The following is a 22,833-nucleotide window of genomic DNA, read 5'->3' on the forward strand; positions in this document are numbered from 1 at the left end:
CTGCCCCATGCCGGCGAGTCTAGGGCGGCGCAACGACCCGGCGCTGTCGGGCACATGACAAATTTGTCATCTCCGAAAACCCTTGCCTGCCCCGACAATGCTCGGCATGAAAGTCCTGGTCATCGAAGACGAAACCAAGCTGGCCGACTACCTCCGCAAGGGCCTGACCGAGGAGGGGTTCGTGGTCGATGTCGCGCACAACGGCATCGACGGCCTGCACCTGGCCACCGAGCTGGCCTACGACCTCATCGTGCTCGACGGCATGCTGCCCGGCATCGACGGCCTGGCCGTGCTGGCGGCGCTGCGCCAATCGCGCCAGACGCCGGTGCTGATGCTGACGGCGCGCGGCCAGGTGGAGGACCGCGTGCGCGGCCTGCAAGGCGGCGCCGACGACTACCTGGTCAAGCCCTTCGCGTTCTCCGAACTGGTGGCGCGCATGCATGTGCTGCTGCGCCGCGGCGGCGGCACGGCCCAGCCTGCGGCCGAGGCCACCACGCTGCGCATGGCCGACCTGGAGCTGGACCTGATACGCCGCCGCGCCACGCGCGCCGGCCAGCGCCTGGACCTGACGGCCAAGGAATTCAACCTGCTGAGCCTGCTGCTGCGCCGCCAGGGCGAGGTGCTGTCGCGCACCGAGCTGGCCTCCCAGGTCTGGGACATGAATTTCGACAGCGAGACCAATGTGGTCGAGGTGGCCGTGCGCCGCCTGCGCCTGAAGCTGGACCAGCCCTTCGCGCAGCCGCTGCTGCACACGGTGCGCGGCATGGGCTATGTGCTGGAGTCGCGCGCACCGTGAGCGTTGCCCCTGCCGACATTCCCCATCTGGGCCGGCGCCTGTCGCGCTGGCTGGCCCTGCAGACCATGCTGGGCCTGGGCCTGGTGTGCGCGGCCGTCTACGGGGTGGCATCGATGACGCTGGAGCAGCACCAGCACGAGACGCTGGACCTCAAGCAGCAGGCCGTGCTGCACCTGATGACCGAAAGCCGCAGCGCCCACAACGAAGCCGGGCTGGCCCACATGCTGGACGACTTTCTCACGGGCCTGGACGAGATGTCGCTGCGCATCACCGACCTGCAGGGCCGCGTGCTCTACGAGCGCCTGCGCACGCCCAAGAATCCCGGCCGCACGCTGCAGCGCAGCTTCGAGGTCGTGCTGGCCGACTCCGGCCAGCAGGCCCGTGCCCAGCTCACGCTGGACCGGGCCGAAGACGACCGGCAACTGTCCCTGCTGGCCTGGACGCTGGCCCTGGCTGCCGTGGGCGGCGCGCTGCTGGTGTCGCTGACCGGCATCTGGCTGGTGCGCCTGGGCCTGGCGCCGCTGCGACAGCTGACCGAGCAGACGCGCCAGCTGTCGGCCCAGGACCTGCAGCGGCGCCTGGACGACAGCGGGCAGCCGCAGGAGCTGCGGCCGCTGATCGCACAGTTCAACGCCCTGCTGGAGCGGCTGTCCGTGGCCTACCGGCAGATGGAGGCCTTCAACGCCGACGTGGCCCATGAGCTGAACACGCCGCTGACCACGCTGATCAGCAGCTGCGAGCTGGCCCTGCGCAAGCCGCGCAGCGAGGCCGAGCTGCGCGAGGTGCTGGCTTCCAACCTGGAGGACCTGCGGCGCATGGCCGGCATCGTGGCCGACATGCTGTTTCTCTCCCAGGCCGACCGGGGCCAGGGCGCGCGCCTGGCGCCCTGGGCCAGCCTGGCCGCGCTGGCCCATGAGGTCATCGACTTCCACGAGGCCGCGCTGCAGGAGGCCGACCTGCAGGTCGTCGTCCAGGGCGACGCGGCCGCCGAGGTCGATGCGCGGCTGCTGCGCCGGGCGCTGTCCAACCTGCTGGGCAATGCCACACGCTATGCACAGCGCGGCTCCACCATCACCGTGCAGATCGGCGCCCGGCCCTGTACCCACCACGGGGGCGCCGGCGATGTGGCGCTGGCGGTGCTCAACCGGGGCCCGGCCATCGATTCCGTCCACCTGCCGCGCCTGTTCGACCGCTTCTACCGCGCCGACGCCGCGCGCAGCCAGGCCGACCGCAACCATGGCCTGGGCCTGGCCATCGTGGCCGCCATCGCGCGCATGCACGGCGGGCGCTGCTTTGCCGAGTCCGAGGGCGGCTTCACGCGCATCGGCCTGGAACTGCCCGACAGCCCGAGCCCGCCGCGCGATTCCCCGGCCTGAACACAGGCACCGGAGCGGCGGCACAATGGCGCCCCATGACGCAAGACGCCCTCTCCTCCTACGCAACGCTGCTGGCCGAAGGCAATGCCCTGGTGGCCCAGGCGCAGCGGGCCGCCACCCAGGATTTCGCCCAGGCCCGGGCGCTGTGGCAGCAGGCCGGCAAGCATTTCTATCTGGCCCATAAGGCCGACCCCGATCAGGCCGAGGGCGCGTTTCGCCTGGCCCAGGCCTGGATGGCCGAAGCCCATGCGCTGCAAAAGGAAGAATCGCCAGACGCCGTGGTGATGTGGCGCAACGCCGCCGCGCAATGCGAGCTGGCGTTCGACCTGGAGCCCGAGAACGGCCGCCTGGCCATGACGGCCGCCAGCTGCCACATGTTCGGCGGCCAGCATGACGCGGCCAAGGCCTGGCAGCAGATCGGCCAGCATCTGCTGCCGCCGGCGCCCGAAGGCGACGGCGCCTGAAGCCAGGCTACAGCGCGATCAGCTTGAACACGGCCCGCGCCGTGCACACGGCCTGGCCCGCGCTGTCCAGCACATTGCCCTCGCAGAACACGGTGCGCGCGCCTGCGCGCAGCACGCGGGCCTCGATCAGCAGGTCGGTGGTGGCCGAGGCGAGGAAATGCGTGCTCATCTCGATGGTCACCACGCCCAGCCCCAGCGGGTTGGACGAGCGCGCGGCCGCGCTCAGCGTGAAGTCCAGCGCGCTCATCAGCGCGCCGCCATGGCCGTGCCCCCGGCTGTTGGCCAAGTGCGGGCGCATGGGCAGCCGCGTGCGCGCCAGGCCGGGCGCCAGGCTCACGGGCTCCAGGCCGATATGGGACATGAAGGGCACGTCGATGCCGAAGTAGCCGCGCGCCAGCGCGGCGGCCTCCAGGTCCGGGGTGGTGGAGATTCCAACGGCGTTCATCCGATCTCCGCAATCGCCTGGCCTTCGGCCACCGGCTCGCCCACGGCCACGAGCATGCGGCGCACGACGCCTGCCACCTCGCTTTCCACGGGAATCTCCATCTTCATGGACTCCACGATGATGAGGGTGTCGCCCAGGGCGACGGTGCCGCCTTCGGCGGCTTCCACAGCGGCCACGAGGCCGGCGATGGGGCTTGTGATCATGTTCGGGGTGGTGGTCATGGGTAGGGCTTTCAAAGGGGGGCCAGCACGCGCTGGGCGATGCCGGTGTCGATGCGCAGGTCCAGGAAATCGGCGTGGCCCAGGATGCGTTCGATGAAGGGGATGTTGGTCTTCACGCCCTCGATGCGGGTCTGCGCCAGTGCCTGGCGCAGCCGTGCGATGGCCTGGGCGCGGTCGCTGCCATGGGCCACGAGCTTGGCGACCATGGGGTCGTAGAAGGGCGTGACGCTGCAGCCCTGGGCATAGCCGGTCTCCACGCGCAGGCCTTCGCCCTGGGGCATCTCGAAGCGGTCCAGGCGCCCTGGCGAGGGCAGGAAGCGCACGGGGTCCTCGGCATAGATGCGCGCCTCGATGGCATGGCCGCGGGCCACGGGTTCGGCGGGCAGCACCTCCCGCATGCGCTCGCCGGCGGCCAGGCGGATCTGGGCCTCGACGATGTCGATGCCCGTGATCTCCTCGGTCACCGCATGCTCGACCTGCAGCCGCGTGTTCATCTCCAGGAAGACAAAGCCGTGCTGCGGCGTGTAGAGCATCTCCACGGTGCCGATCACGTCATAGCCCGTGCGCGCCAGCAGGCCGGCCAGCAGTTGCCGCATGTCGGCCAGGGCCTGCGCGGGAATGCCTGCGGGGCGGGCCTCTTCCACCACCTTCTGGTGGCGGCGCTGCACCGAGCAGTCGCGCTCGAACAGCACGCGCACCTCGCCATGGCGGTCGGCCAGCACCTGGAACTCGATGTGGCGCGGCGCCTCGATCAGCTTTTCCAGGTACAGCTCGGCCGTGCCGAAGTACTTGGCGGCCATGCCGCTGGCCTTGGACCAGGCGGCCTCCAGCTGCGGTGCATCGTGCGCGGGCAGCATGCCGATGCCGCCGCCCCCGCCTGCGGGCTTGACCAGCACGGGAAAGCCGATGCGCGCCGCCTCCGCCTGCGCCTCCTGCACGCTGTGCAGCACGGCCGAGCTGGCCGCCTGCGGCATGCCCTGGGCGGCCATGAAGGCCCGCGCCTGGGTCTTGTGGCCCAGCGTGCGTATCCAGTGCGGCGAGGGGCCGATGAAGCACAGGCCCTGGCGCTGCACGGCCTCGGCGAACTCCGCGTTCTCGGAGAGAAAGCCGTAGCCCGGGTGCACGGCATCGGCGCCGGTCTCGCGCGCCACCTGCAGCAGCCGCGCCTGGTCCAGATAGCTTTGCGCGGCGGGCGCAGGGCCTATGCACACGGAATGGTCGGCCGCGCGCACATGGGGCAGGCTGGCATCGGCCTCGGAGTACACGGCCACGGATTCAAGGCCCATGCGCCGCAGCGTGCGGATCACGCGTGCGGCCACGGCGCCCCGGTTGGCGACCAGCACGCGGCGGATGGGGTGCGGGGCGCCGCTCATGCCGCCTCCGAGGAGACCGCTGGCGCGGCGGCCACGGCCACCACCGCATCGACGATGACCGGCGCCTGTGCGCCGCGCGCCACGAGCACGGGATTGGCATCGACCGACTGCACGCGCCCGCCCTGGGCCAGCATCCAGTCGCCCAGCCGCACCATCATGGCGGCCACGGCGTCCAGCTCCACGGCCGGCATGCCGCGCACGGCCGCAAAGGCCGGGGCGATGGCCAGGCGCGCAAGGGCATCCAGCGCCTGCCGCGCACTGAAGGGGGCGACAAGGAATTGCACGTCCCTGAGCGCCTCCACCAGCACGCCGCCCTGGCCGACCATGACCACCACGCCGAACTCGGCATCGACATGGGCACCCAGCGCCAGCTCGAAGTCGGCCCTGTGCTGGGCGCCCAGCAGCAGGCCGCCATCGGCCGCGCCCAGGCGGGCCAGCGTGGCGGCGAAGTCGCCAAAGGCCTGCAGCGCCTGCTCCGCCTCGTGGATGTTGAGCCGCACCAGGCCATGCTCGGACTTGTGCGAGAGATCGGCGGACACGCCCTTGGCCACCAGGGGCCGGGGCAGGGACTCGATGGCGGCGCGCACCTCGTCCTCGCTCCTGCAGACCAGATGGCGCATCACCGGCAGGCCGGCGCGGGCGAGTTCGGACAGGCTGGAGGGCTCGTCCAGCGTAACCAGCGTAAGGGAGCGGGAGGCCGCCACCGGCACCGATGCCTCGGCAGACGGCGCCTGTGCCTGCCTGCCACCGGCCTGCTCGGCCAGCAGCGCCAGGCCGCGCATGGCGGCGCGTTCGCTCCAGAAGGTGGGCACGCCCTGGTCCTGGAAGGCCTGGGCCACCCAGTCCTGGTTGACGCTGACCGCAATGGGCACGCCGGTGTCGCGCGCAAAGCGGCTGGCCTGGCCCGCGAAGTCGGCAAAGTCATAGCCCTCGCCACCGATCGGGAAGCCCACGTGAACGAGGTCCGCCGCACCGCTGCCCGACAAGGCCCGCAGCGTGTCGCCAAAGGTCTGCGGCCTGCCCAGCAGGGCCGTGGTCATGTCGATGGGATTGCGCGCCGTGACATAGGACGGCAGTGCCTGGGACAGGCCGTCCAGCGTGGCGGCATCGAACGGCTCCAGGGCCAGGCCGTATTCCTCGGCCGCGTCGGCCGACAGCACGCAGGTGGCGCCCGAATTGCTGATGCTGACCACGCGGCGACCGCGCGGCGCAGGCTGGGACAGGAACAGCGGCGCGTAGTCGATCAGCTCGCGGAAGTCGGCCAGGCGCGGTATGCCGTGCTGGCGCAGGAAGGCATCGGCCAGCGCGTCCTCGGCCGCCAGCGCGCCCGTGTGCGAGCTGGCCGTGGCCTGGCCTGCGCGCGTGCGGCCGGCCTTCACGGCCAGGATGGTGACGCCGCGCGCATGGGCCAGGCGCGCTGCCTCGGCCAGCCAGGCGCTTTGCCGCAGCGTCTCGATGTAGAGCACGACCAGGCGGATGCCTTCGTCCTCGACCACGGCGCGCACGGCCTCGGCTGCGCAGACATCGGCCTCGTTGCCCGTGGACAGCATGTAGCGCACGCCGATGCCCGCGCGGCGCAGGCCGCCGTAGAGAATGGCCGCGCCCGCACCGCTCTGGCTGACGATGGCCACGGGGCCGTCGGCCGGCGCGTTCTCGTTGATCATGGTCGAGAAGTTGAGGATGGCGCCCGTGGCGAAGTTGGCCACGCCCTGGCAATTAGGGCCGAACAGGCGCAGCCCGCCGCCTGGCGCCCTGCGCGCCCGCGCCACCAGGTCGGCCTGCTGCCGGCGGCCTTCCTCGCCCAGCTCCGCAAAGCCCGAGGAATAGATCACGGCCAGGCGCGCGCCCACGGCCACGCAGTCGTCGATGGCGGCGGCCACGTCCTCGCCGGGCAGGCTGATGACCACGGCGTCGGGCGCCTCGGGCAGCGCGCGCAGCGAGGGGTAGGCGGCCAGGCCCTGGACCTCGGCGCGCTTGGGATTGACGGGCAGGATGCGGCCCGCGAAACCATGGCGCCGCAGGTAGTCGATGGGCCGGCCACCGGCCTTGATGGGATTGTCGGATGCGCCAAGGATGGCGACGGAGCGGGGGTTCAGTGCTTGCAACAGAGACATGCGTACCTCATCAATCCAAAGACAAGGCTTCGCGCTGGATGACTTGGCCCCAGTCGGCCACTTCCTTGGCGATGCGCTGGCCGAACGGCGCGGGCGGCATCATCACGGGCTCGCCCTGGCTGCTGAGCACGGCGCGGATGCGGGCGTCCTGCAGCACGCCCCTGGAGGCCTCGTAGAGCCGGTTGACGATGGCCGGCGGCGTGCCCGCGGGCGCCAGCAGGCCGGCCCAGAAGGTGACGTCGAAATCGGCATAGCCGGCCTCGGCCATGGTGGGCACCTCGGGCAGCTGCTGCATGCGCCGGGGCGCGGTGACGGCCAGCGCCACGAGCTTGCCGCTGGCGATGTGGGGCAGCGCGCTCCAGGTGTCGAACTGCGTGTCCAGCTCGCCGCTGAGCACGGCCATCTGCGCCTGCGATGCGCTCTTGTAGGGCACATGCGTGGTCTTCACGCCCGTGCGGTTGCTCCAGGCCGCATAGGCCAGGTGGGCGATGTTGCCGGGGCCGGCCGAGCCGTAGCTGAGCTTGTCGGGATGGCCCTTGGCGAAGGCGATCACGTCCTTGGCCGAGCGGATCTGGTGCTTCTGCGCCCACTCGGGGTTGACGGTGAGGATGAAGGGCGCATCCAGCACCATGGTGATGGGCGCGAAGTCCTTGGCGCGGTAGGTGATCTTCTTGTAGATCTGGGGGTTGATGGTGATGCTGCTGGAGTTGGTGACCAGCAGGGTGTAGCCGTCGGGCGCGGCGCGCGCCACCTCGCCCACGCCGATGGCGCCGTTGGCGCCGGGCTTGTTCTCCACCACCACGGGCTGGCCCAGCGACTTGCTCAGCGGCTCGGACAGCGCGCGTGCAATGGTGTCGGTGAACGAGCCTGCAGGAAAGCCGACCACGATGCGCACGGGGCGCGTGGGCCACTTGTCCTCCTGGGGGGTCTGGGCCTGGGCCGCCGTCGCGGCGCACAGGGTCAGGCACGGCGCCAGGCACAGGGCCAGGGCGGTGCGGCGCGAGGGCGCGCGCGGTTGTCTGGTTGCCATTGCTTTGTCTCCTTGGGTTTTTATGCGTTCAGGGCCGCAGGCCGAACTGCGGCGCTCCGGCCTCGCGCAGCGGCGCGGCCAGTTCCACGAATTCGCTGAGCAGGGCGCGCGTGTCGCGCGGATCAATCACCTCGTCGATGCCGAAGGCCTCGGCCGTGCGGAAGGGCGAGGTCAGGCTGCGCACGCGCTGCTCGATCTCGGCGCGCTTTTGCACGGGGTCGTCGGCGCCTTCGATCTCGGCCTTGTAGGCCACCTCCAGCCCGCCCTCGATGGGCAGCGAGCCCCAGTTGGCCGAGGGCCAGGCATAGCGGAAGTTGAAGCGGCCCATGTGCTGGTGGCCCGCCGCCGCCACGCCGTAGGCGCGGCGGATGAGGATGCTGCACCAGGGCACGGTGGCCTGGTAGACGGCGGCCAGGGCGCGCACGCCGTAGCGCATGACGCCGGCCTTCTCGGCCTCCACGCCGATCTGGAAGCCCGCGATGTCCACCAGGTTGACCACGGGCAGGTGGAAGGTCTGGGCCATGTCCACGAAGCGCGTGAACTTCTCGGCCGAGGGGCCGTCCCAGCCGCCGCCGTAGAAGTACGGGTCGCTGGCCACCACGGCCACGGGCCAGCCGTCGATGCGCGCCAGCCCGGTGACGATGGCCCGGCCCCAGTGGCGGCCCGTCTCCAGGAAGGAGCCCTCATCGACCAGGCATTCGACGATGGGCCGGATCTTGTAGACCTTGCGGCCATCGCGCGGAATGGCCGACAGCAGCCATTCGTCGCGCCGCCGCGGATCGTCCTGCGGCGCGGTGCGCGCAGGCAGCTCGTACACCGACGATGGCAGGTAGGACAGGAAGCGGCGCACGCGCTCGAAGGCCTCCTGCTCGGTGGCCACCTCGTCATCGACCACGCCGTTGCGCGTGTGCACCTGGCTGCCGCCCAGCTCGTTCTTGGTCACGTTCTGGCCGATGCGCGCCACCACGGGCGGGCCGGCATTGAACAGCTGGGCGGTCTCCCTGACCATCACCGAGTAATGGCTGGAGGCCACGCGCGCTGCGCCCATGCCGGCCACCGAGCCCAGGGCCAGCGAGACCACGGGCACGGTGGACAGGTTCTGCACCACCTGGCTCCAGACCTTCATGGTGGGCACGCTGGTGTAGCCCTTGGTCTCGATGTTGCGCACCGAGCCGCCGCCGCCCGTGCCGTCCACCAGGCGCACCATGGGCAGGCGCAGGTCGTGCGCCATCTTCTCGGCAAAGATCAGCTTGTCGCCCACGGCGCCGTCGTTGGCGCCGCCGCGCACCGTGAAATCGTCGCCCACCACGACCACGGGCCGCCCGCCCACGCGTGCCCGGCCCATGATGAGGTTGGAGGGCGTGAAGTCCGTCAGCCGGCCCAGGCCGTCGTACTGTCCCGAGCCGGTGAGCGAGCCCACCTCCACGAAGGACTGCGCGTCCGTGCAGGCCTCGATGCGCTCGCGCACCGTGAGCTTGCCGGCGGCCTTGTGCCGCGCCACCTTGTCCTCTCCGCCCAGTTTGGCCGCCAGTGCGCGGCGGTATGCGATCTCGTCCACTTCGGGTTGCCAGCTCATGTCGTCGTGTCTCCTTTTGCCTGTGGAGATGCACAAGGCGTGCCAGAACGCAGTGCGTTGAATTCAAAGGATTTTTTCCACAGTCGATCTCCGTGTGTCCACATCAAGGACAACCTCGAAGACACGGGTTGAGCGCTGTCTTCAATGGAGACACCACGGGGACAGACCCGTGGCCTGCGCGCCGCTAGAGTGCGTTCAATCCCAGCCACTGCCCGCCATGCCCATGCCCAGCTCCCCCGACCACCGATTCGGCGTTCTCGTCTGGCGGCGCGACTCGCCCGAGCCCGTGGCGCGGCTGGGCCTGGCGCAGGAGCCGCTGCTGCATGCAGCCGTCACCGAGGCCCTGGCCCGCGCGCACGGCGACGGGCACAACCCCATCGGCCATGGCCAGCTGCTGCACGTGGAAACACCGGGCCCGCGCGGCACGGTGGCCCGCCATGTGGCCGTGGTGCTGGCCGATGCCGAGGGCGAGGTCGCCCTGCTGCGCCCGGCCGACGAGGCGGCGGCGCTGTTCGACATGGTGGCCAGCGTGCCCTTCGCCTTCGCCATCCTCAACATGTTCCTGACCAACCCGTACCAGGCGATCACGGTGGCCGACCATGAAGGGCTGATGCGCTACATCAGCCCCGTGCACGAGAAGTTCTTCGGCCTGGCGCCCGGCACGGCCGCAGGCCGGCGCGCGGAGGACGTGATCCCCAACTCGCGCCTGCCCCACGTGGTGCGCAGCGGCCGGGCCGAGATCGGCGACCTGCAGCAGCTGGGGCCTGGCGTGAGCCGCATCGTCAACCGCATGCCGGTCTACGAGGGCGGCGCCGTGGTGGGCGCCGTGGGCCAGGTCAGCTTCAGCGGCGTGGAGGCACTCAACCGCATGCAGCAGCGGCTGAACCAGCTGCATGACGAGGTGCAGCACTACAAGCGCGAACTGAGCCAGCTGCGCGGCGGCACGCCCACGGCGCAGATGGTGGGCGCCAGTGCCCCCATGCAAAGGCTGGCCCGCGAGATCGACGCCGTGGCGCGGCTGGACGTGCCCGTGCTCATCCTGGGCGAGAGCGGCAGCGGCAAGGAGCTGGTGGCCCAGGCCCTGCATGCGCGCGGGCGCGATGCCGACGCGCCCCTGGTCAGCCTCAACCTCGCGGCGCTGCCGGCCACGCTGATCGAGTCCGAGCTGTTCGGCTACGAGGCCGGCGCCTTCACGGGCGGGCGCCGGCAGGGCCAGCCAGGCAAGCTGGAGCAGGCCGAGGGCGGCACCCTCTTCCTCGACGAAGTGGCCGACATTCCCATGGAGATCCAGGTCAAGCTGCTGCGCGTGCTGGAGGACCGCCAGGTGCAGCGCCTGGGCGCGCACAGCGGCCGGCAGGTGAACTTCCGCATCGTGGCCGCCACGCACCGCGACCTGCGCGGCCTCATCGACAGCGGGCGCTTCCGGCTGGACCTGTTCTACCGCCTCAGCGGCGTGGTGCTGCATGTGCCGGCCCTGCGCCAGCGCCTGGAGGACATCCCGGCCCTGGTGCAGCGCTTTGCCCAGTCGTTCTGCGAGCGCAACGGCATTGCGCTGCCCCGCATCGCGCCCGGCGTCATGCCCTACCTGGCCCGGCAGGCTTGGCCCGGCAATGTGCGCCAGCTGCGCCAGCGCGTGGAAGAGGCCCTGGTGTTCTGCGACGGCCACCTGCTGGGCGTGGACAACTTCGCGCGCCACGAGGACCCGCTGGCCGGCGCACGGCCTTCGCCCGTTGCCGAGCCCGGCCTGCCCGCCACCGGCGCCGTGGCCCCGCTCAAGGACCAGGAGCGCAACGCCATCCTCGACGCCATTGCACGCTGCGGCGGCAACAAGAAGCTGGCCGCGCAGGAGCTGGGCATCTCGCGCTCCTATCTGTACAAGGTGCTGGGCGCGGCAAACCAGGGCTGATCCCTGCGGGCCCAGGGCCTGCAGGGGAATGAAGCAGCGGGCCGGCTGTGCCGTTGCCATACTAGGCGCCCCACATCCGCCCCACATCCGCGTACCCGCCCCGTACCCGCCGCCATCGGCCTCCTGAATGCAAGACACCCGAGACGCGCTCGAACAGCGCCAGATCCCCATCTACTTCGCCGCCGTGGCCCTGGCCGCAGTTGCCGCCTGGGCGCTGCCCGGCACGGGCGTGCTGGAGCGCGCCATCAACCCCGCGCTGGCACTGATGCTCTATGTGACCTTCTTGCAGGTGCCCTTGGCCGAGCTGCGGCGCGCCTTCGGCCAGGTGCGCTTCCTGGCGGCGCTGATGACGGCCAACTTCATCGTGGTGCCGCTGCTGGTCTGGGCCCTGCTGCAGTTCCTGCCCGCCGCCCCCCTGCTGCGCCTGGGCGCGCTGCTGGTGCTGCTGGCGCCCTGCATCGACTACGTGGTCACCTTCTCCCACCTGGGACGCGCCGATGCGCGCCTGCTGCTGGCAGCCACGCCGGCCCTGCTGATCGCGCAGATGCTGGCCCTGCCCGGCTACCTGGGCCTGTTCCTGGGCGACGATGCGGCGCGGCTCGTGCAGGCAGGGCCTTTCCTGCATGCGTTCGTGTGGCTGATCGCCGTGCCGCTGGCCCTGGCCGCCGCCACCCAGTGGTGGGCGGCCCGCAGCCGTCGCGGGGCCAGCGCCTCGGCATGGCTGGGCCTGCTGCCCGTGCCGGCCACCGCGCTGGTGCTGTTCGTGGTGATCGCCTCCGTGCTGCCCCAATTGGGCCCGGCCACGCAGGCCGCCTGGAGCATGGTGCCCGTCTATGCGGCCTTTGCGGTGGCGGCACCCGCACTGGGCTGGCTGGTGGCGCGCGCCTTTCGGCTCCCGGCAGCCTCGGGCCGCGCCGTCGCGTTCAGCGCGGGCACGCGCAACTCCCTGGTCGTGCTGCCGCTGGCCCTGGCCGTGCCCGGCGCCATTCCCGTGCTGCCGGCCGTCATCGTCACGCAGACGCTGGTGGAGCTGCTGGCCGAGCTGGCCTATGTGCGCGTGATTGCGCTGTGGGGCCGGGACCGGGAGCCGGCCCTGGCCCGCGGTCAACGCGATGACGCCGCGCCATAGGCCTGGCGCAGCTGCGCCATATTGTCCAGCAGCGCCGTCGGCCCGGCGCTGCCCATCAGGTACCAGCCCTTGGGATCGAGGAAGACGACCTGCCCCTTGCGGCCGGCCGCCGTGGCGTGGATCCGCGCGTTGTCGAACACCTTGCGCGAAGCCATGATCTCGCCGCCGCCTGCCGCCTGGCCCGTGGCCGTGTTGCGGTCGATGACGTAGATCCACTCGGGGTCCAGCCGCGCCACATCATCGAAGCCGTAGGCGGTGCCGCGGGCTGGCAGTTGCGCAGCCGATAGCGCCGAGCGCGCGCCGAACACATCGAACAGAAAGCCGAAGCGCGATCCCGGCGCCTGCGGCAGGAGCTTGTCGTTCACGGCCATGAGCAGCAGGCCCGGCGCGGCCTGCGAGGCCTGGGCACGCAGGCCCTGCAGCTCGGCGTGGATGCGCTGCACCAGCGCACGGCCCTGCGCCTGGCGGCCGAACAGCAGCGCCAGCGTGGCGATGTTGCGTTCGATATCGGCCAGCATGTGCTTGCCGCTGACGCTCAGGTCCAGCGTGGGCGCGATGCGTCCCAGCACCTCGGCCTTGCCGGCCGAACGCCCGCCCACGACGATCAGGTCGGGCGCCAGCCGGCTCAGCGCCTCGTAGTCGGGCTCGAACAGCCCGCCCGCCGCAGGCCGCTGCGCGAAGCTGTCCAGGTACCGGGGCAGCTGCGCCCGGGGCACGCCTGCGACCGCCGACGCGGGCACGCCCAGCGCATGCAGTGCATCCAGCGCCCCCAGGTCATAAACCACCGCGCGCCGGGGTGCGCCGGGCAGGCTGGCCACTCCCCCGGCATGCCGCACGGACAGCGGGGCTGCCACCGCAGTCCCCAGGAACAAGGCCGGCAGGGCCAGCGCCGCCGCGCGGCGCGTGATATCGAAGGTCATGGCAAAGAATCCCAGGAAAAAATGAAAGGAGTTCCGGCCTCCGGAGGCGGGTGCCGCGCCGGGAAGCGGCGCGGCCTGATCCGCAGGCCACGGGCAGCGGCCGCCCTTGCGGCCGGGATGCCTAGAACTTCACGTTCATGCCGATCCAGTAGCGCCGGCCGTCCTGCACCGTGGCGTAGTCCTCGTAGTACACGTCCTTGTCGAACAGGTTGTAGATGCCTGCGTAGAAGGTCACGTCCTTGCTGTAGTTGTAGGAGCCGCCCATGTCGAACATGGCATAGCTGCCGGCCACCCAGGTGCGCGCCGAACGGCCGCCCGTGGGCTGGCTTTCCTTGCCCCGGTAGGACAGCTTGGCCCAGCCCGCCCATTGCTGCGAAGGCTTCCAGTTCAGCGCCAGGTTGAGCATGTGGCGCGGCAGCTGGCTCAGCGGCTGCCCCGCGAACTCGCCGCTCTTTTGCTCGGACTTGGTGAAGGTGTAGCTGCTGCTCAGGTCCAGCGTGCGCGCCAGCGGGGCCTTGAACGTGGCTTCGACGCCGCGCGTGATGGCCTTGTCGATATTGACGTTGGTGGTGGGCGTGTTGCCCGAGGAATTGGCCGGTCCGCACTCCGGGCAGGCGATGCGCGTGATCTTGTCGTTGAACTCGTTGTCGAACACCGTCAGGCCTGCCGACAGGCCGGCGCCGTTGTTGTAGAGCACGCCCAGTTCCTTGCTCAGCGAGGTTTCGGGCTTCAGGTCGGGGTTGCCGTAGATGTTGCCGCCGCGGCTGGACTGGCCCCAGTCGCCCAGGGTCTGGCGCAGCGAGGGCGCGCGAAAGCCGGTGGACACGCCGCCCTTGACGGTCCATTGCGCGTCGAGGTTCCACACGCCGTACAGGCGCGGGCTCCATTGCGATCCGCCCTTGCTGTCGTGGTCGTAGCGCAGGCCGCCGGTCAGGGCGAAGTTCTCGCGCAGGCGCCACTCGTCCTCGGCGAACCAGGCGTACTGCGTGCGATCGGCCGTGGTGCGCGCCGAGCCCGGCAGCGTATTGGTCGTCGTGTCGCGCAAGTCCTGCTGGTTGTAGTACACGCCCGTGGTCAGCAGGTGCTGGCGGCCCAGCGGCGCCACCCAGCTGCTGTTGAACACCGTGTTCCTGATGGTCATGTCGCGCGACAGGTTGCGCGTTTCCTCGCGCTGCAGATAGGTGTCGGAGGAAGCCCAGCCCCAGCGGCCCTTGTGCTGCAGCGAGTAGTTCTCGCGCTCGAACTTGCGGTCGCTGGGCGCATCGGTGGGCAGCAGGGTCATGCCAGGCGACGAAACGAAGTGCTGGCGCGAAGTGCCGATCTCGGCGATCAGGTCGTGGTCCTTGCTGGGGGTCAGCGCCAGGCGCAGGTTCAGCGAACGGTTGTCGCTCTTGTTGTAGCCCTGGTAGATGCGGTCCTGGTCGCGCTTGCTGTAGTTGCCGTACAGGCTCAGGCCCAGCAGGTCGGTCTTGATCGGGCCTGACAGGTAGAAGTTGGTCTGGTAGGCATCGCCCGAGGTGGAGCGCTCCTGCAGCGTGGCGTCGGCGCGCACCGAGCCATGCCAGTTCTTCGCCACCTTGCGCGTGATGACGTTGATCACGCCGCCCATGGCGTCCGAGCCGTACAGCGAGGACATGGGGCCGCGCACCACCTCGATGCGCTCGATGGCCTCCAGCGGCGGAATCCAGCTCTGGTCCGTGCCCGTGCTGCCGTTGGTCTGGGTCTCGCGCGTGCTCATGCGCTTGCCGTCCACCAGGATCAGGGTGTAGTTGGCGCCCATGCCGCGCAACGAGATGTCGTTGGAGTTGTTGTCCGAGGGCGTGAGGATCACGCCGGGCACATCGCGCAGGGCATCGTGCAGGTTGCGGTAGGCGCCCTGCTCCAGTTCCTGGCGCGTGATCACCGAGATCGAGGCCGGCGCCTGGCTGATCTCCTGCTCGAAGCCGCTGGCCGTCACGACCAGGGTTTCCAGCGCGGCCCCGTCTGCTGCCTGAGCCAGCGCGCTGCCCGAGGCCAGCAGGCCCAGGCAGGCGCCCAGCGCGGTGCGGCGCAGGGGAGCGACGGTGGAGGGAAACGAAGCACGCAGGGAGGTGCAAAGGGCGGACAGGGCAAAGCCACGGCCCGCCGCGGGGGCTGTGCAGTTGTGCATGGGAAAGCTCGCAAGAAGAATCACGGACGGTCGAACGACCGGGGTGCGCATCCGCTCTGTTGTTTTTGATGAGTGCGAATCGTTCTTATTTTATTTTCCCGCCGACAACGGCCTGGCCGACGGCAGCGCAGCTGCTGTTTTTCTTTACAAGCGGACCGATCTGTGAGCAATTCATTCAGGATGCTGAATGTTGCCTTGTTCATCAATGACATGCAGGGCCGCCAGTGCCCGGGCGCGTGCGGCGCCCGGCCCGATTCACGGCGTTCCGGCGAACACGGCGGCTTTGTAAAGTTGGCCCGATGTGGCCGGCAGGCAACATCCTGATACGAAGATCAGGACCACAGCCGCCCCGCATTGGAGACCAGGAACAGCAGCAGCCCCACGGCACCGCCGACCACGGTGCCATTGATGCGGATGTACTGCAGGTCCTTGCCGATGTGCAGCTCGATCAGCTCGGACAGCTCGCGCGCATCCCAGCGCCGCACGGTGTCGGCGATGTGCTGGGCCAGGAACTGCGAGACATCGGGCGCCAGCGCCTGGGCCCAGCGCTTGAGGCGTTCGTTCATGGAGTGGCGCAGCGCCTCGTCATGCGCCAGCGACTGGCCCAGCCAGCGGCCCATGGCCGCGGTCTTGCGCGCCACCTGCGAATGCTCGTTGGCCAGGTCGGCCTGCAGCCTGGCGCGCAGGCCCAGCCACAGCGCCCGCAGGTAGCCGGCCAGCTTCTCGTCGTGCAGCAGGTAGTCGCGCAGGCGCTCGGCGCGATCGGCCATGGCCGGGTCGGACTGCAGCCGGTCAATCAGCCGCTGCACGGAGGCATCGAACGCCTTGCGCATGTGGTGCCCGGGATCGCTGGCGATGTCCTGCAGCAGGCTGTCCAGCGCCCCGGCGATGGCCGTGGCACCCTTGTCGCCGAGCCAGTCCGTAGGCAGCATCTTTTCCTTGAGCGGATGCTCGCGCTTGAGCCACAGCACGATGGTCCGGGCGATCAGCACATGGGTCTCGGATTCGCGCAGCACGCCGCTGACGCGCGCCAGCACATCGTCGAGCACGGCCTGGTGGCGCCCGTCCTGGGTCAGGCCCGACAGCAGGTCCGCCGCCGCGCGCGGCAGGTCCAGATGCTCCAGCAAGGCCTTGAACGAGTGCGAGAGAAAGCGCTCCACCTGCCGGTCCTGCACCATCTCCAGCGCCGCCAGCGCCAGCCGCGCCACCTGCCGCCCCAGCAGCGTGCTGTTGGCCGGTGAGGTCAGCCAGCCCGCCAGCACGCGCGCGGGATCATGGCGCTCGATCAGCGCCACCAGTGAAGGCCCGTCCAGGAACTTGTCGCGCACGAAATTCGCCAGGTTCAGCCCGATGCGGTCCTTGTTGCGCGGAATGATGGCCGTGTGGCGCCCGACCACGGGCAGCGGAATGTGCCGGAACAGGGCAGACACCGCAAACCAGTCGGCCAGCGCGCCGACCAGCGAGGCCTCGGTCACGGCCTTGATGCAGGCCAGCCACAGCGGCACCTGCTGCCAGTGCGCTGCCGCCACCGACGAGGCCACGAAGCCCAGCGCCATGAGCAGCAGCAACGCCAGCGGCAGGCGCTTGGCCGACTTCAGTGTTTGACGTTGCTCTGGCGACAGCATGGAGCGCAGCATACGACGCCCGCCGGGCCCCGCGTGGCGATGCCTGCCGCCAATGCCTGTCAGCCAGCGCCTGACCCCGGATTGCGCGGACAATACCGGCTTTCTTCAGAACCCTCTTGCGAGAACAAGACCATGACCGACGCCAACGCATCCGCCGAGCGCCCCGCCCTGCCCGACCACCTGTCCATCGACCCGCGCAGCCCGCACCACGTGGCGGCCGTGTTCGAGCACGACATCGGCATCCGCTTCAACGGCAAGGAGCGGTTCGACGTGGAGGAGTATTGCGTGAGCGAGGGATGGATCAAGGTGCCCGCGGGCAAGACGGTGGATCGCAAGGGCAGGCCCTTGCTGATCAAGCTCAAGGGCACCGTGCAAGCCTTCTACCGCTGAGCCTTCGGACCTTGTCGCGCCTCTTGCCACAGAGGTGCTACAAGGGGCGCGACAAGGACGCGACAAAGGCATGCCCGGGGTGCGGCAGAGCCAGAAACCACCCAGGGCAGGCTCCGGCAAAGCCTACTGGAGCGCCTCGGCCGGCCCAAAAAACTCATACCGCACCTGCTCCTGCGGCACCCCCAGGGCCTTCAACGATTCCTTCACCGACCGCATGAACGGCCGAGGCCCCAGGAAGTAGACATCGGCATCCACGGCGGGCAGCCATTCACCCAGCTGGCGGGCGGTCAGCAGGCCCTGCGCATCGACCCCATCGCCCTCCTCCGCCCGGTCATAGCAGTAGTAACGGGTGAGCTGCGGATGCACGGCAGCCAGCGCATCCACATGCTCGCGGAAAGCATGCACCCCGCGCTCGCGTGCGCAGTGGATGAAGACCACGGGCCGCCGGGTCGGCAAGGCCGCGTCCAGCATGGGCAGGGTCGGCGTGATACCCACGCCGCCGCTGATCAGCACCAGCGGGCGCTCGCCGGGCTGCAGCGTGAAGTGGCCTGCGGGCGGGAACAGCTGCAGCGTGTCGCCGACCCGGACCCGGTCGTGCAGGAAGTTGGAGACCTTGCCACCCGCCTCGCGCTTGACGCTGATGCGCAGGCTGCGCCCGTCTGCGGGTGCGGACAGGGAGTAGTTGCGCCGCTGCTCCTGGCCGTCCACCACCAGGCGCAGGCCGATGTACTGCCCGGGCTGGTGGGCGATCACGGGGCCGCCATCGGCCGGCACCAGGTAGAACGAGGTGATCTCGGCGCTTTCCTGCACCTTGTCCTCGACCACGAAGGCGCGCTCGCCGCGCCAGCCGCCTTCGGCCGCCGCCGTGCGGTCATAGGCCTGGCGCTCGGCGCCGATCAGGATGTCGGCCAGCTGCTGGTAGGCGGCGCCCCAGGCGGCTATGACCTCGTCGGTGGCGATCTCGGCGCCCAGCACTTCGCGGATGGCGCGCAGCAGGCAGGTGCCGACGATGGGGTAGTGCTCGGGCTGCACCTGCAGCGCAACGTGCTTGTTGATGATCTGCGCGGGCAGGTCGCCCAGGGCGTCCAGCCGGTCGATGTGCCTGGCGTACATGAGCACGCTGTAGGCCAGGGCACGCGGCTGGGCGCCGCTTTGCTGGTGGGCCATGTTGAACAGGGCGCGCACCTCGGGGTACTCGCCCAGCATGGTTTGGTAGAAATGCGTGATCAGCGCTTCGCCGCCGGTTTCAAGCAGCGGAACGGTGGATTGGACGATGGCACGTTGGCGGTCGGTCAGCACGGGAAACTCCTTGGGTACGGGGACGGACATGCCCGGTGCGATGCCGGACATGCCTTGGCAAAGGCAAGGGCCGTGCCAGTCCCGCGACCCTTGAAGAACAAGGGCTTGGCGTTTCATGCGTCAATATGACCTTCGTCAAAACAAGTCTTTTTGACAGCCATCGCAGTCTTTATGACCACATCCACCGCCCTGCATGCCCTGACCCCTCTGGTGGCCGACCTGGCCCAGGACCTGCCCGAGCGCGAGCGCTTTCGCCGCCTGCTGGCAGCCCTGCGCGCCGTGCTGCCGGCCGATGCCGCCGCCCTGCTGCGCCTGGAAGGCGAGTGGCTGCGGCCCGTGGCCATTGATGGCCTGGTGCCCGATGCGCTGGGCCGGCGCTTTCGCATTGCCGAGCACCCGCGCTTCGCCCAGCTGCTGGCCGCGGGCCAGGCCATGCGCTTTGCGCCCGACAGTCCGCTGCCCGATCCCTATGACGGCCTGGTGGCCCAGGGCCACGGGCCGCTGGAGGTGCACGACTGCATGGGCTGCGTGCTGCAGACGGGCGGCCTGCCCTGGGGCCTGCTCACGCTGGACGCGCTGGACCCGGGGCGCTTTGCCGACCCGGCCGCGCTGGCGGCGCTGCAGGCTTTCAGCAACCTGGCGGCGGCCACCGTGACCACGGCCGAGCGGCTGCGCCGGTTGGCGCGCAGTGCGCGCGCCCTGCCCGCACCCGGCGCCGCCCCGGGGGGCGATTCATCGCGTCCGCTGATCGGCCAGAGCCCGGCCATGCGCGCGCTGCAAAAGGACATCCCCCTGGTCGCGGCCAGCGACCTCAATGTGCTGATCACGGGCGAGACCGGCACGGGCAAGGAACTGGTGGCCCAGGCCGTGCATGCGCAGTCGGCGCGTGCAGGCCGGGCGCTGGTCAGCATCAACTGCGCGGCCCTGCCCGACAACCTGGTCGAAAGCGAGCTGTTCGGCCATGTGCGCGGCGCCTTCACGGGCGCGCTGTCCGAGCGCAGCGGCAAGTTCGAGCAGGCCGACCAGGGCACGCTGTTCCTGGACGAAGTGGGCGAACTGTCCCTGCCCGTGCAGGCCAAGCTGCTGCGCGTGCTGCAAAGCGGACAGCTGCAGCGCCTGGGCTCGGACCGCGAACACCATGTGGACGTGCGCGTGATCGCCGCCACCAACCGCGACCTGGCCGCCGAGGTGGCGGCAGGCCGCATGCGCGCCGATTTCTTCCACCGCCTGAGCGTCTACCCGCTGCGCGTGCCCGCGCTGCGCGAGCGCGACAGCGACGTGCTGATGCTGGCCGGCTTCTTCCTCGAGGAAAACCGCTCGCGCCTGGGCCTGGGCGGACTGCGCCTGCACCCCGCTGCGCAATCGGCCTTGCTGGCCCAGGACTGGCCCGGCAATGTGCGGGAGCTGGAGCACCTCATCAGCCGCGGCGTGCTGCGGGCGCTGAGCCGTGCGCCCTCCGCCGCTCCAGCCGGTGGCCGGGCTCGCATGGTCACGCTGGGCCAGGCCGATCTCCGGGATGACGCGCAGCCCCCGGCGACGGCCACCCCGTCCCTGCCCGTCCCACAGGCCGCATCGCCCGGCGCCAACCCCCAAGGCCTGCGCGAAGCCGTGGAGAGCTACGAGCGCCATCTGATCGACGCCAGCCTGCAGCGCCACCACGGCAGCTGGGCCGCCGCCGCACGCGAACTGCAGATGGACCGCGCCAACCTGCAGCGGCTGGCGCGGCGGCTGGGACTGGCATGAGGGATCATGCGGCCGGCCCGCCGCCTTGAGACGAAGGCTTATTTAAGTCTGCTTAACTTGGCGCTCTCGTTATTTAAGAAAAACCGCATTTGCTTAAATAAGCGTCCGAAGCCATAGTCAGCCCATGCCCGATTCCCCTACCAGCCAGCGGCTTGGCCGCTTCATCGAGACATCTGCAGCGGGCGAGAAGGTGCGCGCCTTCGTGCCGCCACCGCTTCCGCCGGAGCCGGCCATCGATGTGCTCGCGCTCCTGGAAAAGCTCAGCCTTGCCGAGCGGGCGCTGGGACGGCTCGATGGCATCACCATGCTGCTACCCCGCCAGGAGCTGTTTCTCTACATGTACGTGCGCAAGGAGGCCGTGCTTTCTTCGCAGATCGAGGGCACGCAATCGACGCTGTCGGACCTGCTGCGCTTCGAAGCCGAGGCCCAGGCGGGCCAGCCCATCGACGACATCCGCGAAGTCTCGAACTATGTGGACGCGATGATGTACGGACTGGAGCGCCTGCGGGACCTGCCGCTGTCACTGCGCCTGATCCGCGAGATGCATGACCGGCTGTTGCAAAGCGGACGCGGCGGCACCAAAAGCCCCGGCGAGTTCCGGCGCTCGCAGAACTGGATTGGCGGCACGCGTCCAGGCAACGCCTTGTTCGTGCCGCCGCCCGTCAACGAGCTCGGTCCCTGCCTCGACGCCTTTGAACGCTTCATGCATGAGGATGCTTCCCGCCTGCCCTCCCTCATCAAGGCGGGCCTGCTGCACGTGCAATTCGAGACACTGCATCCGTTCCTCGATGGCAATGGCCGTATCGGCCGCCTGCTGGTCACGCTGTATCTCTGCATCAACGGCGTGCTGAACAAGCCGCTGCTCTACCTCAGCCTTTTTCTCAAGACGCACCGGGCCGAGTACTACCGGCTGCTCCAGGAAGTGCGCGAGAACGGCAATTGGGAAGCCTGGCTCGACTTCTTTCTCACCGGCGTGGCACAGACCGCGAACCAGGCCTTCGAGGCCGCCACCCATATCGTCGACCTGTTCAGGCAGGACCGCGAACGCATCGCGACCGAAGGCGAGCGCGCCAACTCCACACTGCGCATCCACGACCTGTTCCAGCTCAACCCCTTCCTGACGTCGAACCAACTGGTCCGGCAGACAGGGCTGTCCTCGCCCACCGTCAACACGGCGCTCGCCGACTTGCAGCGCCTGGGCATAATCGAGGAAGTGACCGGCCGCAAGCGAGGCCGGGTCTTCAGCTATCGGCGCTATCTTTCCGTGCTCAACGAGGGCACGGATCCGCTACCCCGGCCGGCCTGACCCCTGGCCTCACCGCCTGAGCGACATCAGCCACCCATACCCGCTCACCAGCAGCACCCCTGCCAGCACCATCAGTGCCCCGGCCAGGAAGTTGGGCTCGATGGGCTCGCTGAGCAGCCAGGCCCCGAAGACCACGCCGAAGATGGGCGTCATGAAAGAGAACACGCCCAGGCGAGAGGCCAGGTATTGCGTGAGCAGCCAGAACCAGACCAGGAAGCTCACGAAGCAGACCAGCACGGACTGGAAGGCCAGGCCGGCCCAGGCCAGCGGCGTGGGCTCGAAGCGGGTCTGGCCCAGCAGGAAGGCGGCGGGCAGCAGCAGCGCAAAGCCGGTGGCCAGTTGGTAGAGCAGGGTCTGCGCGGCGGGTAGCGATGCCAGCCGCGTGGTGCGGATGGCCACCGTGGTGGCGCCCCAGGCCACGCCGGCGGCCAGTGCCAGCAGGTCGCCCAGCAGCATGGCGGCGCCGGCTGCCTTCGAAGGCTTGCCGCCGCCCAGGAAGGCCAGCGCTATGCCGGCAAAGGCCAGTGCGATGCCCAGCCATTGCAGCGGCGCCAGGCGCTCCGAGGGCAGCTTCCAGTGCAGGCCCAGCGCCGCGAACACGGGGGCGGAATACAGGAAGACCACCACATGGGCGGCCGAGGTGTGGTTGATGCTCTCGCCCACCAGCAGGAATTCCAGCGCAAACAGCGTGCCCACGGCCAGGCCCGGGCGCCAGCTGCCGTCGCCCCACTGCACGCGCATGCCGCGCCAGCGCATGAACAGCCACACCAGCACGGCGCCCACGCCCGAGCGCAGCGCGATCTGCAGCGTGGGCGCAATGGCATCGGCCGTGGCCTTGAGCAGGATCTGCTGCAGGCTCCAGATCAGGCACAGCATGAGCATCAGCGCGGCGGCGCGCGCGTCCAGCGGTTTGCGTGAATCCACGGCATATCCCTTTCAACGACCGTAAAAAAGCCGGCCCGCAGGCCGGC

At 69.9% G+C, this 22,833-nt stretch carries 20 protein-coding genes; 9 read left to right on the top strand and 11 right to left on the bottom strand.

Annotated elements, in window-relative coordinates; translation table 11 throughout:
* Window positions 1-106: 106 nt before the first annotated feature.
* Genes U6958_RS30990 through U6958_RS31000 form a run of 3 tightly spaced genes read left to right on the top strand, consistent with a single transcriptional unit; the run spans window position 107 to window position 2,636 of the window.
* Window positions 107-796, top strand: coding sequence for a heavy metal response regulator transcription factor (locus U6958_RS30990; protein ID WP_026062596.1), 690 nt, complete (start codon window positions 107-109; stop codon window positions 794-796).
* Window positions 793-2,172 (top strand): heavy metal sensor histidine kinase, encoded by a 1,380-nt coding sequence (locus U6958_RS30995; RefSeq protein ID WP_074920744.1) that lies wholly within the window; start codon window positions 793-795, stop codon window positions 2,170-2,172. Before U6958_RS30990 ends, U6958_RS30995 begins: the two co-directional genes overlap by 4 nt.
* 35 nt (window positions 2,173-2,207) lie before the next feature.
* The gene (locus tag U6958_RS31000) at window positions 2,208-2,636 is read left to right on the top strand and encodes a hypothetical protein (RefSeq protein ID WP_074920745.1); all 429 of its coding nucleotides are present in this window, start codon (window positions 2,208-2,210) and stop codon (window positions 2,634-2,636) included.
* Window positions 2,637-2,643: 7 nt separating this feature from the next.
* Here U6958_RS31000 and U6958_RS31005 read toward each other — a convergent pair whose 3' ends face one another.
* The 6 genes from U6958_RS31005 to U6958_RS31030 are packed head-to-tail and all read right to left on the bottom strand — an operon-like array spanning window position 2,644 to window position 9,395.
* A complete protein-coding gene (locus U6958_RS31005) occupies window positions 2,644-3,081 on the bottom strand; it encodes a PaaI family thioesterase (RefSeq protein ID WP_016451973.1) in 438 nt (145 codons plus the stop codon).
* Entirely contained in the window at window positions 3,078-3,302 is a 225-nt protein-coding gene (locus U6958_RS31010) for an acetyl-CoA carboxylase biotin carboxyl carrier protein subunit (protein WP_012203026.1), read from the bottom strand. Before U6958_RS31010 ends, U6958_RS31005 begins: the two co-directional genes overlap by 4 nt.
* An 11-nt stretch (window positions 3,303-3,313) precedes the next feature.
* On the bottom strand, window positions 3,314-4,675 hold the full coding sequence (locus U6958_RS31015) for an acetyl/propionyl/methylcrotonyl-CoA carboxylase subunit alpha (protein WP_074920747.1): 1,362 nt from the start codon (window positions 4,673-4,675) through the stop codon (window positions 3,314-3,316).
* Window positions 4,672-6,789 carry an acetate--CoA ligase family protein gene (locus tag U6958_RS31020; protein WP_074920749.1) on the bottom strand — a complete coding sequence of 706 codons (2,118 nt, stop codon included), beginning with the start codon at window positions 6,787-6,789 and terminating at the stop codon, window positions 4,672-4,674. Before U6958_RS31020 ends, U6958_RS31015 begins: the two co-directional genes overlap by 4 nt.
* Before the next feature lie 10 nt (window positions 6,790-6,799).
* Window positions 6,800-7,819 carry a tripartite tricarboxylate transporter substrate binding protein gene (locus U6958_RS31025; RefSeq protein ID WP_074920751.1) on the bottom strand — a complete coding sequence of 340 codons (1,020 nt, stop codon included), beginning with the start codon at window positions 7,817-7,819 and terminating at the stop codon, window positions 6,800-6,802.
* A 28-nt stretch (window positions 7,820-7,847) separates the two neighbouring features.
* Window positions 7,848-9,395 (bottom strand): acyl-CoA carboxylase subunit beta, encoded by a 1,548-nt coding sequence (locus tag U6958_RS31030; protein ID WP_074920753.1) that lies wholly within the window; start codon window positions 9,393-9,395, stop codon window positions 7,848-7,850.
* A gap of 223 nt (window positions 9,396-9,618) precedes the next feature.
* Here U6958_RS31030 and U6958_RS31035 point away from each other — a divergent pair, with 223 nt between their 5' ends.
* Together U6958_RS31035 and U6958_RS31040 are read left to right on the top strand one after the other, a co-directional pair.
* Window positions 9,619-11,301 carry a sigma-54-dependent Fis family transcriptional regulator gene (locus U6958_RS31035; RefSeq protein ID WP_043789220.1) on the top strand — a complete coding sequence of 561 codons (1,683 nt, stop codon included), beginning with the start codon at window positions 9,619-9,621 and terminating at the stop codon, window positions 11,299-11,301.
* A 127-nt stretch (window positions 11,302-11,428) separates the two neighbouring features.
* Window positions 11,429-12,430, top strand: coding sequence for an arsenic resistance protein (locus U6958_RS31040; RefSeq protein WP_016446666.1), 1,002 nt, complete (start codon window positions 11,429-11,431; stop codon window positions 12,428-12,430).
* On the opposite strand, the gene U6958_RS31045 is transcribed toward U6958_RS31040, so the two are convergent.
* Window positions 12,406-13,350, bottom strand: coding sequence for a siderophore ABC transporter substrate-binding protein (locus U6958_RS31045; protein WP_074920755.1), 945 nt, complete (start codon window positions 13,348-13,350; stop codon window positions 12,406-12,408). The genes U6958_RS31040 and U6958_RS31045 overlap by 25 nt on opposite strands.
* Before the next feature lie 121 nt (window positions 13,351-13,471).
* Window positions 13,472-15,499, bottom strand: a complete 2,028-nt coding sequence (locus U6958_RS31050; RefSeq protein WP_043789217.1) for a ligand-gated channel protein — start codon at window positions 15,497-15,499, stop codon at window positions 13,472-13,474.
* Between U6958_RS31050 and U6958_RS31055 the strand changes: the two genes are divergently transcribed.
* Window positions 15,498-15,665: a hypothetical protein gene (locus U6958_RS31055; protein WP_156180070.1), complete on the top strand. Its 168-nt coding sequence runs from the start codon at window positions 15,498-15,500 to the stop codon at window positions 15,663-15,665. The two genes, U6958_RS31050 and U6958_RS31055, sit on opposite strands and share 2 nt — an antisense overlap.
* Before the next feature lie 166 nt (window positions 15,666-15,831).
* On the opposite strand, the gene U6958_RS31060 is transcribed toward U6958_RS31055, so the two are convergent.
* Entirely contained in the window at window positions 15,832-17,136 is a 1,305-nt protein-coding gene (locus U6958_RS31060) for a DUF445 domain-containing protein (protein ID WP_074920757.1), read from the bottom strand.
* Window positions 17,137-17,256: 120 nt separating this feature from the next.
* Here U6958_RS31060 and U6958_RS31065 point away from each other — a divergent pair, with 120 nt between their 5' ends.
* Window positions 17,257-17,514, top strand: a complete 258-nt coding sequence (locus U6958_RS31065) for a DUF3297 family protein (RefSeq protein ID WP_016446670.1) — start codon at window positions 17,257-17,259, stop codon at window positions 17,512-17,514.
* 123 nt (window positions 17,515-17,637) lie between these two features.
* Here the strand turns inward: U6958_RS31065 and hmpA are convergent, their stop codons facing one another.
* Window positions 17,638-18,864: an NO-inducible flavohemoprotein gene (gene hmpA / locus U6958_RS31070; RefSeq protein WP_017407870.1), complete on the bottom strand. Its 1,227-nt coding sequence runs from the start codon at window positions 18,862-18,864 to the stop codon at window positions 17,638-17,640.
* Between the two features lie 120 nt (window positions 18,865-18,984).
* Here hmpA and norR point away from each other — a divergent pair, with 120 nt between their 5' ends.
* Together norR and U6958_RS31080 are read left to right on the top strand one after the other, a co-directional pair.
* A complete protein-coding gene (gene norR, locus U6958_RS31075) occupies window positions 18,985-20,556 on the top strand; it encodes a nitric oxide reductase transcriptional regulator NorR (RefSeq protein WP_074920760.1) in 1,572 nt (523 codons plus the stop codon).
* 124 nt (window positions 20,557-20,680) lie between these two features.
* Window positions 20,681-21,862 (top strand): Fic family protein, encoded by a 1,182-nt coding sequence (locus tag U6958_RS31080; RefSeq protein ID WP_074920762.1) that lies wholly within the window; start codon window positions 20,681-20,683, stop codon window positions 21,860-21,862.
* A gap of 9 nt (window positions 21,863-21,871) precedes the next feature.
* Here the strand turns inward: U6958_RS31080 and U6958_RS31085 are convergent, their stop codons facing one another.
* Window positions 21,872-22,786, bottom strand: coding sequence for a DMT family transporter (locus U6958_RS31085; RefSeq protein WP_074920764.1), 915 nt, complete (start codon window positions 22,784-22,786; stop codon window positions 21,872-21,874).
* Between the last annotated feature and the right edge of the window lie 47 nt (window positions 22,787-22,833).

Origin of the sequence: Delftia lacustris (genome assembly GCF_040267515.1) — a bacterium.
GTDB lineage: Bacteria > Pseudomonadota > Gammaproteobacteria > Burkholderiales > Burkholderiaceae_C > Comamonas > Comamonas tsuruhatensis.